Annotated in this window: 17 protein-coding genes; 7 read left to right on the top strand and 10 right to left on the bottom strand. The window is 64.3% G+C overall.

Annotation, left to right across the window (positions count from 1 at the left end; translation table 11 throughout):
• Window position 1: 1 nt before the first annotated feature.
• Window positions 2–1,072: an anthranilate phosphoribosyltransferase gene (gene trpD, locus JW030_RS06725; RefSeq protein WP_188046566.1), complete on the bottom strand. Its 1,071-nt coding sequence runs from the start codon at window positions 1,070–1,072 to the stop codon at window positions 2–4.
• A gap of 173 nt (window positions 1,073–1,245) precedes the next feature.
• On the opposite strand from trpD, the gene JW030_RS06730 reads away from it, so the two are divergent.
• From JW030_RS06730 to JW030_RS06750, 5 genes are all read left to right on the top strand, one after another.
• A complete protein-coding gene (locus JW030_RS06730; protein ID WP_188046520.1) occupies window positions 1,246–1,860 on the top strand; it encodes a heme-copper oxidase subunit III in 615 nt (204 codons plus the stop codon).
• 19 nt (window positions 1,861–1,879) lie between these two features.
• A complete protein-coding gene (locus JW030_RS06735) occupies window positions 1,880–2,680 on the top strand; it encodes a c-type cytochrome (RefSeq protein WP_188046521.1) in 801 nt (266 codons plus the stop codon).
• Between the two features lie 47 nt (window positions 2,681–2,727).
• On the top strand, window positions 2,728–3,801 hold the full coding sequence (locus JW030_RS06740) for a ubiquinol-cytochrome c reductase iron-sulfur subunit (protein WP_188046522.1): 1,074 nt from the start codon (window positions 2,728–2,730) through the stop codon (window positions 3,799–3,801).
• A complete protein-coding gene (locus JW030_RS06745) occupies window positions 3,798–5,405 on the top strand; it encodes a cytochrome bc complex cytochrome b subunit (RefSeq protein WP_188046523.1) in 1,608 nt (535 codons plus the stop codon). The genes JW030_RS06740 and JW030_RS06745 overlap by 4 nt, the downstream gene beginning before the upstream one ends.
• Before the next feature lie 98 nt (window positions 5,406–5,503).
• Entirely contained in the window at window positions 5,504–5,995 is a 492-nt protein-coding gene (locus JW030_RS06750; protein WP_188046524.1) for a GNAT family N-acetyltransferase, read from the top strand.
• Window positions 5,996–6,247: 252 nt separating this feature from the next.
• On the opposite strand, the gene JW030_RS06755 is transcribed toward JW030_RS06750, so the two are convergent.
• From JW030_RS06755 to erpA, 5 genes are all read right to left on the bottom strand, one after another.
• Window positions 6,248–6,691: a GNAT family N-acetyltransferase gene (locus tag JW030_RS06755; protein ID WP_188046525.1), complete on the bottom strand. Its 444-nt coding sequence runs from the start codon at window positions 6,689–6,691 to the stop codon at window positions 6,248–6,250.
• Between the two features lie 4 nt (window positions 6,692–6,695).
• Window positions 6,696–7,118 carry a cytochrome c oxidase subunit 4 gene (locus tag JW030_RS06760; RefSeq protein WP_188046526.1) on the bottom strand — a complete coding sequence of 141 codons (423 nt, stop codon included), beginning with the start codon at window positions 7,116–7,118 and terminating at the stop codon, window positions 6,696–6,698.
• Window positions 7,119–7,136: 18 nt separating this feature from the next.
• On the bottom strand, window positions 7,137–8,786 hold the full coding sequence (gene ctaD, locus JW030_RS06765; RefSeq protein WP_188046527.1) for a cytochrome c oxidase subunit I: 1,650 nt from the start codon (window positions 8,784–8,786) through the stop codon (window positions 7,137–7,139).
• A gap of 7 nt (window positions 8,787–8,793) precedes the next feature.
• Complete coding sequence (gene coxB, locus JW030_RS06770) at window positions 8,794–9,645, bottom strand: cytochrome c oxidase subunit II (RefSeq protein ID WP_188046528.1); 852 nt, start codon at window positions 9,643–9,645, stop codon at window positions 8,794–8,796.
• A gap of 153 nt (window positions 9,646–9,798) precedes the next feature.
• Entirely contained in the window at window positions 9,799–10,164 is a 366-nt protein-coding gene (gene erpA, locus JW030_RS06775) for an iron-sulfur cluster insertion protein ErpA (RefSeq protein WP_188046529.1), read from the bottom strand.
• 174 nt (window positions 10,165–10,338) lie between these two features.
• On the opposite strand from erpA, the gene JW030_RS06780 reads away from it, so the two are divergent.
• A complete protein-coding gene (locus JW030_RS06780) occupies window positions 10,339–10,917 on the top strand; it encodes a DUF3043 domain-containing protein (RefSeq protein WP_188046530.1) in 579 nt (192 codons plus the stop codon).
• 85 nt (window positions 10,918–11,002) lie between these two features.
• Here the strand turns inward: JW030_RS06780 and JW030_RS06785 are convergent, their stop codons facing one another.
• From JW030_RS06785 to JW030_RS06800, 4 genes are read right to left on the bottom strand one after another with little or no spacing between them, the layout of a single operon-like run.
• Complete coding sequence (locus JW030_RS06785) at window positions 11,003–12,049, bottom strand: quinone-dependent dihydroorotate dehydrogenase (RefSeq protein ID WP_188046531.1); 1,047 nt, start codon at window positions 12,047–12,049, stop codon at window positions 11,003–11,005.
• Window positions 12,050–12,056: 7 nt separating this feature from the next.
• Window positions 12,057–12,542 (bottom strand): transcriptional regulator NrdR, encoded by a 486-nt coding sequence (nrdR, locus tag JW030_RS06790; protein WP_188046532.1) that lies wholly within the window; start codon window positions 12,540–12,542, stop codon window positions 12,057–12,059.
• Between the two features lie 12 nt (window positions 12,543–12,554).
• On the bottom strand, window positions 12,555–13,871 hold the full coding sequence (hisD, locus tag JW030_RS06795; protein ID WP_188046533.1) for a histidinol dehydrogenase: 1,317 nt from the start codon (window positions 13,869–13,871) through the stop codon (window positions 12,555–12,557).
• Between the two features lie 12 nt (window positions 13,872–13,883).
• Window positions 13,884–15,539, bottom strand: coding sequence for a class I SAM-dependent methyltransferase (locus JW030_RS06800; protein ID WP_188046534.1), 1,656 nt, complete (start codon window positions 15,537–15,539; stop codon window positions 13,884–13,886).
• Window positions 15,540–15,616: 77 nt separating this feature from the next.
• Between JW030_RS06800 and JW030_RS06805 the strand changes: the two genes are divergently transcribed.
• Window positions 15,617–16,417, top strand: coding sequence for a hydroxymethylpyrimidine/phosphomethylpyrimidine kinase (locus tag JW030_RS06805; protein ID WP_188046535.1), 801 nt, complete (start codon window positions 15,617–15,619; stop codon window positions 16,415–16,417).
• Window positions 16,418–16,453 lie beyond the last annotated feature (36 nt).

Raw genomic sequence — 16,453 nt, forward strand, 5'->3', positions numbered from 1 at the left:
GCTAGTGCGCGGCGGCGGCGGCGCGCTGAGTAGACGTAGACCAGAGCGCAAGCTTCGCAGCAGCCTTCCCCGAGTCAATCGCGTCAGCGGTTACGCTGAGCTTCTCCTGCAGGCGCTCAAGGATCCCGCGCTCAGCGGACGCGGGATCAGCCACAAGATCGAAGGCCACGAGACCGGCGGCGGCATTCAGCAGGACAATGTCGCGCACGGGGCCGAGCTCCCCCGCGAACACGCGGTGCACCACCGCAGCGTTCTCTTCGGGCGTTCCTCCCAGGAGGTCTTGCATCTTGGCTCGCTTCAACCCCAGGTCGCGCGGGTCAAGATCATGCTCAGTCATCGCGCCGCGACTGACCTCCCAAATGTGCGAGTGACCCGTCGTCGTGAGTTCATCGAGGCCGTCGTCGCCGCGGAACACGAGGGCCGCCGCGCCGCGAAGCTGAAACACGCCGGCGATCAATGGGGCACGCTCGGCATCAGCCACGCCCACCGCCGACGCTTCGGGCCGGACAGGGTTGCAGAGCGGGCCGAGGAAGTTGAACACGGTCGGGATGCCCAACTCCGCGCGGGCCGGCCCTGCGTGCCGGAAGCCGGGCAGGAACCGCGCGGCGTGCACAAACGCGATGCCGGTCTCTCGGTAGACCTGCAGCAGAGACGCCGCGTCCAGACCCAAGTCGATCCCCAGCGCCGTCAAGACATCCGACGAACCAGACTGTGAGCTTGCGGCTCGGTTGCCGTGCTTCACGACCGGTGCGCCCGCCGCTGCCGCGATAATCGAAGCCATCGTTGAGATGTTCACCGTGCCAAACCGGTCGCCACCGGTCCCAACGATGTCGAGCGCCACCGGATCCAGGCCGATCGGCTCGGCCTCCTCGAGAATGGCATCGCGGAATCCGACGATCTCGTTGACCGTCACTCCCTTTGCATTCAGCGCGGTGAGGAACCCACCGATCTGGGCGCCGGATGCCTGGCCCGTCATGATCTCTGACATCGCCCACTCCGCCTGCGCCACACTCAGGTCTGCACCCTCAAGCAAGGTGGTGAGCACAACAGGCCAAGTCAGTTCCGAAATCATAATCGCCATCATATCGAGCCTTCCGCACCACGCCGGGGCGCGAGGCGGACGCCCAATGTCGCGAAGCACGGTAGTCTGGTGAGGTTCTCAGGGATGAAGTTCGGCCACGCCGCGCTCGGGTGCGAAACACACACCGAACTTTCAGCCATAATGGAAGGGTGTCAACGACCACTATGAATACCAAGTCAGCCGTGCCTTCGGTCAAGCGGCCCAACATCGTCGCTGTCGGCACGATCGTTTGGCTGGGTAGCGAAGTCATGTTCTTCGCCGGCCTGTTCGCCATTTACTTCACACTGCGGGCCATGGCGCCTGAGCTCTGGGCAGTCCAGACTGAGAAGCACAACTTCACGTTTGCGCTGATCAACACGCTCATCCTGGTCTCGTCGTCATTCGCCTGCCAGGCAGGCGTGTTCGCTGCCGAGCGGAACCAGCCGCACGCCACGGGTCGTGGCATGCGCAACTGGGGAACCGTCGAGTGGTTCTACCTCACCTTCGTGCTGGGTGCGATCTTCGTCGCCGGCCAGGCGTGGGAGTACGCAACCTTCGTGTCGGAGGGCATCACGCTGAACTCCGACGCCTACGGCTCCGCGTTCTACATGACCACCGGCTTCCACGGCATTCACGTGTCGCTGGGTCTGATCGCCTTCCTCTTGGTGATCGGTCGCCTGTACGCGGTCAAGAACTTCACTCACAAGGAGGCCACCAGCGCCGTCGTCGTGTCCTACTACTGGCACTTCGTCGACATCGTGTGGATCGGCCTGTTCATCGTCATCTACATGATCAAGTAGCGTCAGGAGTATCGACATCATGGCTCGCGCCAAGAAGAACCTCCGGAAGTCGGGTCGCCGGCATCCTCTCGCAACCGTCGCGCTCGTCGCGGTCGGCCTCCTGGTCACCGGAGCTGCATATGCAGGCTTCAGCCAGACGTCAGCTACGGCTGAGATCGACCTCAACGCACAGTCCACGATCGACGAGGGCCAGAAGCTCTTCGCTGCAAACTGCGCTACCTGCCACGGCATGGGCGCAGCGGGCACCGAAGAGGGCCCCTCGCTGATTGGTGCTGGCGCCGCATCGGTGCACTTCCAGGTGGGCACCGGCCGCATGCCGCTCGCCTTCCAAGGCCCGCAGGGCATGGTCAAGCCGAAGCAGTTCACCGAGGACCAGACACTGCAGCTCGCAGCGTACGTCGCCTCGCTGGCTCCCGGACCCGGCCTTCCCGAAACCCAGTACCTGCAGGGAGACGGCAATGCCGCTGCCGGTGGCGAACTGTTCCGCATCAACTGCGCGATGTGCCACAACGTTGCTGCTGCCGGTGGCGCACTGACGCAGGGCAAATTTGCTCCGTCGCTGCAGGGCGTTGCTCCGACGCACGTCTACGAGGCCATGGTCACCGGCCCGCAGAACATGCCGGTGTTCAACGACGCGAACCTCACGCCGCAGGACAAGTCCGACATCATCACGTACCTCCAGTACATCGAGCAGAAGCCGTCCGTCGGCGGCCTCACGCTTGGATCTCTTGGCCCCGTCTCTGAGGGTCTCTTTATCTGGGTCATCGGTATGGGCATCATCATCGCGTTCACCGTTTGGGTGACCGCGAAGTCCAACTAGCGCCGATCACGTACGCACGACGACAGAGTCAGTAACCAAGGAGAAACATGGCAGAGGAAGCGAAAAACGGTAGCGAAGGCGCCGTTGTCGCCGCTCAGCGCCACGGTGGGAGTGACAGCGCGGTTGGTACCGCGGTCATCTCCCCCGATGCCGCAGTCAACCCGGGGCTGCCCCCGCACCGTAAGCGTGTAACGGACCTCGATCCGAAGAAAGACAAGAGCGCCGAGCGCGTTGTCTACACGCTGTTCTACGTCTCGATCGTGGGTAGCTTGGCCGCCGTTCTGGCGTACATGTTCATCCCGATTGAGACCGGTGAGCTTGAGGCGATTCGCCTGCACACCATGCTGGTCGGTACCGGCATGACCCTCGCGCTGCTCGCCCTCGGCGTCGGCGCGGTGCACTGGGGCAAGGCCGTTATGGCGGACCACGAGTCCGTCGACGAACGTCACCCCGTGCCGAGCTCCCCCGAGGTCCGCGCGGAGGCCGCTGAGGTCTTCACGCTTGCGAACGAAGAGTCCGGCTTCAGCCGTCGCTCGCTCGTGCGCAACAGCCTCATCGGTGCGCTCCTGGCTTTCCCCATTCCGGGCGTCGTTCTCCTGCGCGGCCTTGCCCCGCAGGACATCGATCCGGTCGAGGTCCTCAAGCACACGATGTGGGACAAGGGTGTACGCCTTGCCCGCGACCCCTCCGGTATCGCCATCAAGGCGGCGGACGTCACCATCGGCTCGGTGTTTCACGTCATCCCGGAGAACCTGAATGAGGGTGGCCACATCCTCGACGAGAAGGCGAAAGCCATCGTTCTCCTGATGCGTCTGGATCCCGAGGATCTCAACGAGCCCGAGGACAAGAAGAGCTGGTCCTACAACGGCATCGTCGCGTACTCCAAGGTCTGCACCCACGTCGGCTGCCCGGTAGCGCTCTACGAGCAGCACACGCACCACCTGCTGTGCCCGTGCCACCAGTCGCAGTTCGACGTGTCGGACGGCGCGAAGGTCGTTTTCGGCCCCGCCAAGCGTCCGCTGCCGCAGCTGCCCATCACGGTGGATGACGAGGGCTACCTCGTCGCGCAGAGCGATTTCCACGAACCCGTCGGCCCGAGCTACTGGGAGCGTCTCAAGTGAGCACCGATACCACCACCACCCAGGCAAGCGGCACTTCCCGCTTCACCTCGGCAGCCGCAAACTACATTGACGAGCGCACCAAGATCGGCGTAGCTGTCAAGGAGTTCGGCCGCAAGGTCTTCCCCGACCACTGGTCCTTCCTCCTCGGCGAGGTCGCACTGTACAGCTTCGTCGTGATCCTGCTTTCGGGCACCTTCCTGACGCTGTTCTTCCAGGCGACCATGATCGAGACGGTCTACAACGGTCCGTACGTCCCGATGAAGGGCATCGTGATGTCCGGCGCCATGGCGTCGACGCTCGATATTTCGTTCTCGGTGCGTGGCGGCCTGCTCATGCGTCAGGTCCACCACTGGGCTGCGCTGCTCTTCGTCGCTTCCATCGGCCTGCACATGCTCCGGATCTTCTTCACCGGCGCATTCCGCAAGCCCCGCGAGCTGAACTGGGTCATCGGATTCGTCCTCTTCGTCCTCGCGATGGCTGAAGGCTTCACCGGCTACTCACTTCCTGATGACGTGCTCTCGGGCAACGGCCTCCGAATCATCGACGGCATCATCAAGTCGATGCCGGTCGTCGGCACCTGGCTCTCGTTCCTCTTCTTCGGCGGCGAGTTCCCGGGCACTGACATCGTCGGTCGCCTATACATGCTGCACATCATGCTGCTGCCCGCCATGGTGATCCTGTTCGTGGCGCTGCACCTTGTGTTCGTGGTCATCCACAAGCACACGCAGTACCCTGGCCCCGGAAAGACGCAGCAGAACGTTGTTGGCTTCCCGGTCCTCCCGGTCTACGCGGCAAAGGCGGGTGGGTTCTTCTTCATCGTCTTCGGTGTGATCATGCTGATCGCCTCGTTCGTGAGCATCAACGCGATCTGGGCATACGGACCGTACGACCCCTCACCGGTCTCGGCCGGCACCCAGCCTGACTGGTACATCGGCTTTGCCGATGGCATGCTCCGCCTGATTCCGCCGGGGCTCGAGACCGAGTGGTTCGGCTACACCTGGTCGTGGAACATGCTGATCCCGCTGATCATCATCGGTCTCTTCCTGGTCGTCGTCGCTGCCTACCCCTTCATTGAGGCGTGGGTCACGGGAGACAAACGCGAGCACCACCTGCTCGATCGCCCGCGCAACGCTCCCACCCGCACCGCGATCGGCGCTGCAGGCGTGACGTTCTACGCAGTAATGTGGGCCGGCGCAAGCTCGGACCTCATGGCGACCCACTTCCAGCTCTCGATGGAAGGCGTGATCCACGGTCTGCAGTTCCTGCTGATCTTCGGCCCGATCATCGCGTACTTGATCACGAAGCGCATCTGCCTCGGCCTGCAGAAGAAGGATCGTTCGATCGCTCTGCACGGCTACGAGTCGGGTCGGATCGTTCGCCTCCCCGGTGGCGAGTTCGTCGAGGTGCACAAGAAGCTCGACGAGTACGAGAACTGGCGTCTCGTGAGCTACAACGATTACGCACCGCTGATGCTCCGCCCGAACCAGGACGGCCGCATCCCCTTCTCGAAGCGACTCCGCGCAGGCATGAGCCGCTGGTTCTTCGAAGATCGGATCGCTCCGGTTACGCCGAAGGAAATCGAGCAGGAGGGCCACGGACACTAGTCCGCTCCCCCGCGTCAACGGATCGGGCCTCGCAGGAATTACTTCCTGCGGGGCCCGATCCGTTTTTACGTCCTGCCTCGCGCTGCGAGAATGAATCTATGCCCGTCATCAGTCAGGACCAGACCTCAACGATTCGTCCCAGCCGCGGCCCATCGGAGTTCCCCGCACTCCGAGAGATTTGGCGAAGCTCCGTTCGTGCGACGCACGACTTCCTCGACGACGCCGACTTCGCGCGCATCGACGCCGACCTCGTCCCGACCTACCTGCCAGCCGTGACGCTCATCGTCTTGGAGCGCGGCGGGGCGCCGCAGGGGTTCGCCGGGATATCGCCGGGCACCCTCGAAATGCTCTTCGTCGCTGCCGAGGCGAGAGGCTCAGGCGTCGGAACGGCTCTCCTCTCCGAAGCCACGAGTCAGTATGGCGTGACCCGGGTCGACGTGAACGAGCAGAACCTCGGCGCGCTCAACTTCTATCTCGGGCAGGGCTTCGTGCGCACCGGCCGCAGCGAAGTCGACGGAGACGGACGCCCGTACCCGATCCTGCACCTGAGCAAGGATGCACGGCCCGGGAGTGCTTCCCTCGCCGAGTAGCTCGAGCCACCACCACTCACACCGGCCCGATCGCCGTTCCGCCGCATTCGAATTGGCGCGCGCCGCGGATTGGGCCGGGTTCCGAGCTCAATCAGTCCCCCGTGCTGCTCGGCAGGCTGCTCCGTCAGGGTCTACGACGACACACTGCCGCGAGCTGCAACGGGAGCGGGTCGGAGTGACTGCGGGAGGAAACACGAAGGCCCCGATCCGCGCGGTGGGCGCGAGCCGGGGCCTTCGTAGAGATCTTGCGTACTAGCCGAGGTCGAGGACCTTGCGGTAGTGCTCTCCCACCGGGGCAAAGCCTCGGTGGTTGTAGAACGAGCCCATGCGGGCGGTGGACGCCGACAGCTGACGCACCCCGCGACCCATGCAGTAATGCTCGTTCGCCTGAATCAGCCGATCGCCGATCCCGTGCCCTCGAGCGGCCTCGTTGACCACGATCTCCTGCAGGTGACCGGCGAGGCCTGACGCGTGCAAGAGACGTGAGACGGTCAAAAGCGAGTAGCCTACGACCTCTTCACCATCAACGGCGACAAACAGCACGTTCGTCTCTTGATCACGGTGGCGCAGCACGTTGTCGAGCGCGACGACAAACTCATCGCGTCCGATCGGCTCGCGCCCCGAGTGATACTGGCGAGCCAGCTCGAAGAGCGCCTTGGCGTCTTCGAGCTGGCCGCGTCGAATTGAGATTCCCATATGCCTAGCGGGCGAAGTGTCCGCGGTAGTACTCGTAGATCCAGCCGACAACCGACACGATCACGAGCGGGAGGGCCAGGAAGGCAAGCCAGAACTGGAACCCGATGGCAATGCCGAGGAACACCAGTGCTGCAGCGAATGCCAGCGAAATCGGCCACCAGCTCCAGGGGCTGAACTCGCCGAGCTCAGGGTCCCCGTCGTCGATGTCGGAGTCAACACGGTCCTCAACGAGGTCCCACTTCTCCTTCTTCTGACCGAGCATGAGGTAGCCCGCGATGAAGGCGGTCAGTGCGCCAGAGAGGAAGATCGCCGTGCTGCCTGCCCACTCGGTGTGGCCGGTGGCGAGGATGCTCCAGACCGTGTACACCGCTCCGATGAGGACGAAGTACGCGGTGAGGATCAGAAGGATACCGATATTAGACTTCATGACTCGATCTCCGTTGCCTTACTTCTGACCGGCGAGCGTGTGCTCGCTCTCTTCGTGACCGACCTGCTTGATGCCACTGACCTCGGGGTGGTTGAGGTCGAACGCCGGCGATTCCGTGCGAATGCGCGGGATCGAGGTGAAGTTGTGACGAGGCGGCGGGCAAGACGTTGCCCATTCGAGCGAGCGGCCAAAGCCCCACGGGTCGTTGACCGTGACCTTCGTGCCGTTGCGGTGCGTCAAGTACACATTCAGCAGGAACGGGATCATCGAAGCGCCGAGAATCATCGCACCGACGGTCGAGAGCTGGTTCATCCAGGTCACGTTGTCCTCGGGGAGGTACGTGTAGTAGCGGCGAGGCATCGCAATGACGCCGAGCCAGTGCTGCACGAGGAACGTGGTGTGGAAGCCGACAAACAGCAGCCAGAAGTGAATCGTGCCGAGGCGCTCGTTGAGCATCTTGCCCGTCCACTTCGGCCACCAGAAGTAGAAGCCGGCGAACATTGCGAACACGACCGTGCCGAACACCACGTAGTGGAAGTGCGCCACCACGAAGTACGTGTCGGAGATGTGGAAGTCAAGCACCGGCGAAGCCAGGATGACACCGGTCAAGCCGCCGAATACGAAGGTGACCAGGAATCCGATCGACCAGAGCATCGGGGTTTCGAACGTGAGCGAGCCGCGCCACATCGTTCCCAGCCAGTTGAAGATCTTCACACCGGTCGGAACCGCGATCAGCATCGTCATCAGCGAGAAGAAGGGCAACAGGACGGATCCGGTGACGTACATGTGGTGTGCCCACACCGTCATCGACAGCGCAGCAATCGAGATCGTTGCGTAGATCAGCGTCTTGTAGCCGAAGATCGGCTTGCGGCTGAACACTGGGAAAATCTCGGACACAATGCCGAAGAACGGCAGCGCGATGATGTAGACCTCGGGGTGTCCGAAGAACCAGAACAAGTGTTGCCACAGGATTGGTCCACCGGTTTCAATGCCGTAGTTATGGGCACCGAAGATTCGGTCCGCAGCCAGAGCGAAGAACGCTGCGGCGAGCACGGGGAACACGAGAATGACGAGGATCGAGGTGACCAGGGTGTTCCAGGTGAACACCGACATACGCCACATGGTCATGCCCGGGGCGCGCATCGTAATGATGGTGGTGATGAAGTTCACGCCACCGAGGATCGTACCGAAACCGCCCAGGCCGAGGCCGAGCACCCAGAGGTTGCCGCCCACACCGGGCGAGAACGTCGCTCCGGACAGCGGGGTGTAGGCGAACCAACCGAAGGAGGCCGCGCCCTGCGGGGTGAGGAAGCCGCCGATCGCGATCAGCGAACCGAAGCTGTAGAGCCAGTAGGCGAACGCGTTCAGTCGCGGGAAGGCGACGTCGGGAGCACCAATCTGCAGCGGCATGATCACGTTCGCGAAGCCCGCAAACAGCGGCGTCGCAAACATCAGCAGCATGATGGTGCCGTGCATGGTGAACAGCTGGTTGTACTGTTCCTTCGTTGCAACGACCTCAAGACCCGGGGCAAACAGCTGCGCCCGGATGATCAGGGCCATGAGGCCACCGATCAGGAAGTAGATGAACGAGCTGATCAGATACATGTATCCGATCACCTTGTGGTCCGTGGAGGTGATCCACGAAACGAGAACGTTACCCTTCTTCATTTCTCTACTATCCCTCGTGGCTTTCAGTCTCCGACACAATGGCGCCGGTCAGGTTCTGGTTGGGGTTCAAGTCCGCGCCCATCTGACCTTCGTTGCCTGCATCGCGGAGGCTCTTGATGTAGGCGTCGTACTCGTCCTGCTCAACAACCTTGACCTCGAAGAGCATCATCGAGTGGTACTCGCCACACAGCTCGGCACACTTACCCATGTAGGTGCCGGTCTTCGTCGGCGTGAACGACATGTAGTTCGTCTTACCGGGAACCATGTCCTTCTTGTAGAGGAATTCCACCACCCAGAAGGAGTGAATGACATCGCGCGACTCAAGACGGATCTCGGTGGTCTTGTCTACGGGGAGGTAAAGGACGGGCATGGTGTCGGCCTCAGCCGAACCCGCCTCGTCAGTCTGGACCTGAACACCCGAGAAGAACACATCGTCGTTCACGTAGTTGAAGTCCCAGGCCCAACGCTTGCCGAATACCTCGACGACGTTCTCCGGAGCGGGGTTACGCGCCTCGATCTTCACCTGCTCCTGCACGGTGAAGGCAAAGAAGCCCAACACCAGGATGACGGGGACGACCGTAAAGAAGGTCTCGATCGGCATGTTGTAGCGCAGCTGGACCGGGAGTCCGGTCTGGCCCTTGCGCCGCCGGTAGGCGATTGTTGCCCAGATGATCAGGCTCCAGGTGATCACACCCACCAGGAGCAGCACGATCCATGACGTAACCCAGAGGCCGGTGATGCCATCAGTTAGGTTCGTCACACCCTCAGAGCCGGGGAGGAATCCCCGCTGCTGTTCGGGGGTGCAGCCCGCGAGCACGAGCGCTGCTGAGAGCGCTACAGGTGCCGCGACCCATTTCATTCGACGATTGGAACGCACCGCATACCTTTCGAAACGTATCTTCTTGAGAAATGCCATCAAGAACAAAGCTGATGACTCCCTGATAGCTTAGCGCGAACCCGACAGCCCGCCGGACACTGTCCGGTGTGCCGTCGAATCAACGCAGGACAAAGATTAACTAAAGCTGTCGCCGCAGGCACAGCTGCCCGCAGCGTTGGGGTTGTCGATTGTGAAGCCCTGCTTCTCAATCGTGTCTTCGAAGTCAATGGTGGCGCCGCTGAGATAGGGGACGCTCATGTTGTCTACGATGACCTCGACATCGTCGAACTCCACGACCGCGTCGTTCTCGAGGTAGCGCTCATCAAAGAAGAGTTGGTAAATCAGGCCTGAGCAGCCACCCGGCTGCACGGCGATTCGCAGGCGGAGATCGTCGCGCCCCTCCTGGTCGAGCAGGCTGCGCACCTTGCTCTTCGCGGCATCGCTCAGCGAGACATTGTGCTCGGCTTGAGTCTGATCGCTCTCGATCGTGTCGGTGCTCATCTGCACTCCCCTCATTCCCGTGCGCGATGGAGATTTCGTCCAGCTGGAACAATTCCACGGTTCGCACACTTCCCATTAATCTTACGCGCCCCTCGCAGATTCCGGGCACGGGACGCGGTACCCTGGACGTTGCGCCGAACTCGCGGCGCGAAATCTCGACGCAAAGGACTTGGTTTGGCGCGCAACACCAGCTCAGCACCGGAGAATGACCGGCCCGAGGAAATCGACCCGGCCGCTGGCAAGGGACGCCCCACGCCGAGCCGCAAGGAGGCAGAGGCAGCGAATCAGCGCCCCCTCGTCGCCGGGCGCGGCGACAAGGCCGCCACGAAGGCGCAGCGCGATCGCCAGCGCACCGAGCGCGAACGCGCACGCGTCGGCATGATGCAGGGCGACGAGCGATACCTCACGCCCAGGGACAAGGGTCCGCAGCGGCGCTACGTGCGCGACTTCGTCGACGCACGCACGACGCTCGGCGAGTTCCTGATCCCGATGATGGGTATCGTGCTCGTCCTCACCTTCATTCCCGATCGCACCGTTCAGCTCATGAGCGTGTTCGTGATCTGGGGCTTCCTCATCGTTGCCGTGCTCGATGCGGTGTTCCTCGGAATGCAGCTGAAGAAGCGCCTGAGCAAGAAGTTTGGCGAAGAGAATCTGCAGCCAGGCTACCGCTGGTACGCGGCAATGCGCGGAATGCAGATGCGCGTACTGCGCATGCCGAAGCCGATGGTCAAGCGCGGGAAGTTCCCCGCGTAAGACAGACTCCGCACGAAGCAGAGAAGGCCCCGATCCAATTGGATCGGGGCCTTCTCTGCTCTCGGGTCAGGATCCTGCCGTAGAGCTATGCGTCGCCGCGCCAGCCGAGGCGCACGAGGCCACGGTTGATCGCCCGCGCCCACAGGGGCCCTTCGTACAAGAATGCGGTGTAGCCCTGCACCAGTGTCGCGCCGGCCTCGAGGCGATCACGGACGTCCTCTGGCGTTGTCACGCCACCCACGGCGATGACGCAGAGACTCTGGGGCGCACGCGATCGAATACGTCGCAGCACGGCGAGTGAGCGGTCAGCGAGCGGCTGGCCAGACAGGCCCCCGGCGCCGATGCGTTCGATCTCAGCGGCGGATGCGTGCAGACCTTCGCGCCCGATCGTCGTGTTCGTCGCGATGATTCCGTCGAGACCCAGTTCCACCACGAGATCGACGATGCCGTCGATCTGTTCGTCGTCGAGGTCGGGGGCAATCTTGACGAGCAGCGGCGTGTCGCCGATGGCCGCGCGAACGGCGGAGAGCAGCGGCGAAAGCAGCGCCTCGTCCTGGAGTCCGCGCAGCCCGGGCGTGTTGGGTGAGCTCACGTTCACCGCCAGGTAGTCCGCGATCGGCGCAAGCCTGCCGGCGCTCGTCACGTAGTCCCCCACGGCGTCCTCGACGGAGGTCACGCGGCTCTTGCCGATGTTCACGCCGATAATTGGCCGACGGCGCACAAGCCGTGCACGCTCAATACGGGGCGCTGCGGCGGCTGATCCGCCGTTGTTGAAGCCCATACGGTTGATGACAGCGCGATCCTGTACCAGCCGGAACAGCCGCGGGGCCGGATTTCCGTCCTGTGCGTGAGCCGTGAGCGTACCGACCTCGACGTGCCCGAAGCCAATATCACCGAGTCCGATGATGCCGTCCGCGTTCTTGTCAAACCCTGCTGCGAGGCCGAACGGGCTCGGAAAGACCTGGCCGAGCGCGTGGACGCGCAGCGACCGATCCGGCGCGCAGAAGCGATGCACGAGGCCGCCGAGGCCGAGCTTGGGAGCCGCTTTGATGAACGCGAACGCGAGATGATGCGCACGTTCAGGATCCATCCGGCGAAACACGGTCTGAAACACAATGGGATATACGCGCATGCGCAGCTCACTCTCCGTCTGCGTTGGTGGCGATATCGGCGGCGGCGCCGTGGGCGCTGCGCAGGTCCGCGATGGCGTCCTCAAAATCGGACAGCGATTCGAACGCCTGATAGACGCTCGCGAAGCGCAGGTAGGCGATCTCATCAAGTTCGCGCAACGGCGGCAGGATGGCGAGCCCGATGTCGTTCGCGTCGCACTGCGAGGCTCCCGACAGCCGGATCGACTCTTCGACCTGCTGTGCGAGCAGCGCGAGGTTCGAGTCGGTCACGGGGCGTCCCTGGCAGGCCTTGCGCACGCCGCTCATCACCTTCTCTCGACTGAACGGCTCAACGACGCCGCTGCGCTTAATGACCGTGAGGCTCGCGGTCTCGGTCGTGCTAAATCGACGACCGCACTCGGGGCACTGTCGGCGGCGTCGAATCGACTGACCGTCGTCGGAAGTGCGCGAGTCGATCACCCGAGAGTCGGGGTGACGGCAGAAAGGACAGTGCATAGCGTGAAGCTCCTAGCGGTCTGCGACGGGCGCGAAACGGGCGCTGACCGCTTCGCCGTGCGCGGGCAAGCCTTCGGCGCGGGCGAGAGCGAGCAGCGGCTCGTGCACTTCGCTCAGCGCGGCGCGGTCGTACGAGATGATCTGCTGCGGACGCAGGAAGGTGTGCGCCCCGAGGCCGGACGCGAATCGCGCCGTGCCGCCGGTGGGCAGCACGTGGTTGGATCCTGCGAGGTAGTCGCCCAGGCTCACCGGCGTGTATGACCCGACAAATATCGCGCCGGCGTTGGTGATCTGGGCGAGCAACGCTGCATCATCGGAACTGTGGAGCTCGAGGTGTTCGGGGCCGTAGGCGTCGCTCAATTGCGCGGCCTGGGACATCGAGTCGACCAGGATGACCGCCGACTGCGGGCCACTCAAGGCCTCGCGCACCCGATCAGCGTGCATCGTCCGAGGGGCGCGCAGCGCGATCTCGCGCAGCACCTCTGCCGCCAGCACCTCGGAATCGGTCACGAGCACCGAGGCGGCTGCCTCGTCGTGCTCGGCCTGACTGATCAAATCGGCAGCGACAAATCCCGCGTTCGCCTGCTCATCGGCGATCACCAGGATCTCGGTCGTCCCCGCCTCGGCGTCGATCCCGACGAGCCCGTTGACCACCCGCTTTGCCGCAGCAACGAAGATATTGCCGGGGCCGGTCACCACGTCGACCGGCACGAGGCCGATCTCGGGGACGCCGTGGGCGAAGGCTGCGATCGCGCCTGCGCCCCCGATGGCATAGACCTCCGTGACTCCGAGTAGCCCCGCAGCCGCGAGGATCGTCGGGTGGACTCCCCCGCTTTCGCGCTGGGCCGGCGAGGCAATGGCCAGGCTTGCGACCCCCGCGACCTGCGCCGAGACCGCGTTCATCACCACGCTCGAGGGGTACACGGCCTTGCCGCCGGGTACGTACAGGCCGACGCGTCCCACGGGCTGCCAGCGCTGGGTGATGGTCGCTCCATCGCCAAAGGTCGTGACCTGGGTCGCGGGGACCTGAGCGGCTGAGGCGCGGCGCAGTCGGGCAATCAGCTGCTCGAGGGCGTCCCGCACCGCAGGATCGCACTCGAGGAGTGCACGCTCGATGTCGGCCGCGGGCACGCGCAACGCGTGACCCTCGACGCCGTCAAAGTTCTTGGCCTGCTCGCGCAGGGCCGCTTCACCACGCGCCGCAACATCGGCGATCAGCGGGCGAACGGTATCGACCGCTGACTCGATATCGATCGCAGCGCGAGGGACGAGTCGCAAAAGTTCGGCCGGATCCGGATCCGTGCCTCGGAGATCAATCGTTCGCATCATGACCTTCCTATTCTAGTTCGACGGGACTGCGGAATCATGCGCGTCGGGGGCTCCCCCTGACGCCGCCGACGCCGGAACGAGCATGCCGTACCAGATGAGCTCACGGAGGCCCGCATGCAAGGCATCGCGCAGGGCGATCGGATCGGCATCCAGGAGTCCCGTCAGCGCGGTGCCGATCTCGTCGACCGTCAGGTCCCCATCGCACGCGCCGACCGCGGCGGCCAGCACGGTATCGGCGTGAACGCGCCGCGCGATACCCTCGTCACTCGCCAGCACAATCGACATCGGGTGTTCTGCGCCAGGCTCGTACACGCGCTCCTCGCGCACGGACGAATCCCGCTCGAGCACGAGTTCCCCAAATGCGACCGAGTCGACCGGGTCGACGGCGCAGTTCGTGGCGAACACCGATGACCAGCGATCGCCGAGGCGGTCCTGGCCGTCAATCGCCCCGTCGGCTCGCTCCGCACGGCGCGGGGCCGGCTGAGGATTTCCCGGAAGTCCGCGCCGGAACCCAATCAGGCCGAGTCCGATCGCCACCACGCGGCGCGCGGTGAAGTCCGCTAGCCATGCCGCCACGAGGTCGTCGAACGCCTCGGTGCCGGGGCGTGCGCCCCCGTCGCGGGCCCAGAGCTCGGCGTAGCCCTCCGGCCGTTGACGGTCTCGTTCAATGACCCAGGCCGCGTCCACGGGACGCGATCCCGGCGCCTCTTCGATCCAAGAGAGCACCCGCTCAAGCCCATCGGCGCCCCAACGCACCTCCCAGTTCCCGAGGCACTGGAGCGTGCCACCCGGCTCGAGGTGGTCGGGCGCCGCCTGCAACACCTGTGCAATGAGATCGTCGCCAGATCGTCCGCCGTCGCGATACTCGTAGTCAGGCACGGAACCGTCGCGCGGGGTGATGACGAAGGGCGGGTTGCTGAGAATGAGGTCGAAGCGCTCCCCAGCAACCGGCGCGAAGAGGTCGCCGCGGCGGAAATCAATGCCGCTCACCGCGTTGATCCTCGCGTTCGCCTGCGCGAACTCGAGCGCACGCGCCGAGATGTCGATGGCCACTACTCGACGCGCGCGGGCCGCAAGGTGCAGGGCAATCACCCCGCACCCGGTCCCCAGGTCGAGCGCCGAGTCCACCGTGCCCGGGGCCGCGAAGCCGAGCAGGGATCGAGTGGCCCCGCCCACCCCCATGACATGGTCGGTCCGAGCGGGGCCGCGCCGAATGTGGTCGTCGAGATCAGAGAGCAGCCACCAGTCAGTTCCTTCTTCTGGAAGCCCGGGTCCGGTGGCGTGAAATGGTGAGAGCGCGAGAGCGGCACGTAATCCGACGTCATCAGAGGTGACGAGCCCCAGTGCCGTCGCGCCTGCCGCACCGAGCGTGGGGAACGCCAATGAGAACGCCGTCTCAGTGACCGGGTCGCCGACCAGGAAAAGCTGCACCAGCGTGCGCAGCGCGGCATCGGTCGAGGCCGAACCCGCAGCATTCGACTCGCCCAAAGGCTGATTTCCCGCCTCGGCACGGGCTGCAAAACCGTGCAGCGCGATCCTGGCAGGCGCGCGCACACCACGCAGCCGTGCAGCATCAGCGGCCTCGCCAAGCAGGGTGCGCACCGTGGCCTCGGTGTACTCGGCACGTGAAAGGTCGGTTCGCAGCTGGTCAAGCAACACAGGATCCATCCCATAAGCGTAGAACCCTGGGAGCGCGGCGCCCACCTGAATTGGTGCGGCGCGCCCTGCTGCGCGAGAATGTCCTCATGCCAAAACTCGCACTCACGATTGCAGGCTCGGAAGCCACCGGCGGCGCCGGCGCGCAGGCGGACCTCAAGACCTTCCAAGCACGCGGCGTCTACGGGATCGCCGCACTCACGTGCATCGTCTCGTTCAACCCATCCAACAACTGGTCGCACCGATTCGTTCCGGTCGACGCGAATGTCATCGATGACCAGCTCGACGCGATCACCGGCGCCTACGGGCCCGAGGCGCTCGACACCGTCAAGATCGGAATGCTGGGCACGCCGGCGACAATCACGACGGTCGCGAAGGCGCTGTCGGCTCGTCCGTTCACGAACGTCGTGCTCGACCCCGTGCTGATCTGCAAGGGCCAGGAGCCGGGGGCGGCGCTGGACACCGACAACGCACTGAAGGCCGAGATCCTTCCCCTCGCGACCGTCGTGACCCCGAATCACTTTGAGTCGCTGTCGCTCTCGGGAATGGACGCGATCGACACCGAGGACGACCTGATCGAGGCCGCGAAGCGCATCCACGAGCGCTACGGCGTCACGGTCATCGCCAAGGGTGGCGTCCGGATCGCCGGCCCCGAGGCCGTCGACGTCTACTTCGACGGCGTGAGCCTCGAGGTCCTGCGCGCGCCCAAGGTCGGCGAGGTCGCCGTGAGCGGCGCCGGTTGCTCGCTGGCCGCGGCCATCGCAGCCGAGATTGCCAAGGGCGCGACCACGCTGGAGGCGGCGCGCACCGCGAAAGCATTCGTGACCGAGGCGATCACGCTCCGCGTGGCCTCGAACGCGCCGTTTGACGCGGTGTGGCAGGGCGACTAGTCGAGCTGTAGCTTGCACCGGGCGGGCGCCGTGGGG

It is taken from the genome of Leucobacter sp. CX169 (assembly GCF_017161405.1).
Lineage (GTDB): Bacteria > Actinomycetota > Actinomycetes > Actinomycetales > Microbacteriaceae > Cx-87.

Excerpts from the sequence above, each read along its gene's own strand:
- trpD (WP_188046566.1), bottom strand. The coding sequence starts at position 1,072 with ATGATTTCGGAACTGACTTGGCCTGTTGTGCTCACCACCTTGCTTGAG.
- JW030_RS06730 (WP_188046520.1), top strand. The coding sequence starts at position 1,246 with ATGAATACCAAGTCAGCCGTGCCTTCGGTCAAGCGGCCCAACATCGTC.
- JW030_RS06735 (WP_188046521.1), top strand. The coding sequence starts at position 1,880 with ATGGCTCGCGCCAAGAAGAACCTCCGGAAGTCGGGTCGCCGGCATCCT.
- JW030_RS06740 (WP_188046522.1), top strand. The coding sequence starts at position 2,728 with ATGGCAGAGGAAGCGAAAAACGGTAGCGAAGGCGCCGTTGTCGCCGCT.
- JW030_RS06750 (WP_188046524.1), top strand. The coding sequence starts at position 5,504 with ATGCCCGTCATCAGTCAGGACCAGACCTCAACGATTCGTCCCAGCCGC.
- JW030_RS06755 (WP_188046525.1), bottom strand. The coding sequence starts at position 6,691 with ATGGGAATCTCAATTCGACGCGGCCAGCTCGAAGACGCCAAGGCGCTC.
- JW030_RS06760 (WP_188046526.1), bottom strand. The coding sequence starts at position 7,118 with ATGAAGTCTAATATCGGTATCCTTCTGATCCTCACCGCGTACTTCGTC.
- ctaD (WP_188046527.1), bottom strand. The coding sequence starts at position 8,786 with ATGAAGAAGGGTAACGTTCTCGTTTCGTGGATCACCTCCACGGACCAC.
- coxB (WP_188046528.1), bottom strand. The coding sequence starts at position 9,645 with ATGAAATGGGTCGCGGCACCTGTAGCGCTCTCAGCAGCGCTCGTGCTC.
- erpA (WP_188046529.1), bottom strand. The coding sequence starts at position 10,164 with ATGAGCACCGACACGATCGAGAGCGATCAGACTCAAGCCGAGCACAAT.
- JW030_RS06785 (WP_188046531.1), bottom strand. The coding sequence starts at position 12,049 with ATGCGCGTATATCCCATTGTGTTTCAGACCGTGTTTCGCCGGATGGAT.
- nrdR (WP_188046532.1), bottom strand. The coding sequence starts at position 12,542 with ATGCACTGTCCTTTCTGCCGTCACCCCGACTCTCGGGTGATCGACTCG.
- hisD (WP_188046533.1), bottom strand. The coding sequence starts at position 13,871 with ATGATGCGAACGATTGATCTCCGAGGCACGGATCCGGATCCGGCCGAA.
- JW030_RS06800 (WP_188046534.1), bottom strand. The coding sequence starts at position 15,539 with ATGGATCCTGTGTTGCTTGACCAGCTGCGAACCGACCTTTCACGTGCC.
- JW030_RS06805 (WP_188046535.1), top strand. The coding sequence starts at position 15,617 with ATGCCAAAACTCGCACTCACGATTGCAGGCTCGGAAGCCACCGGCGGC.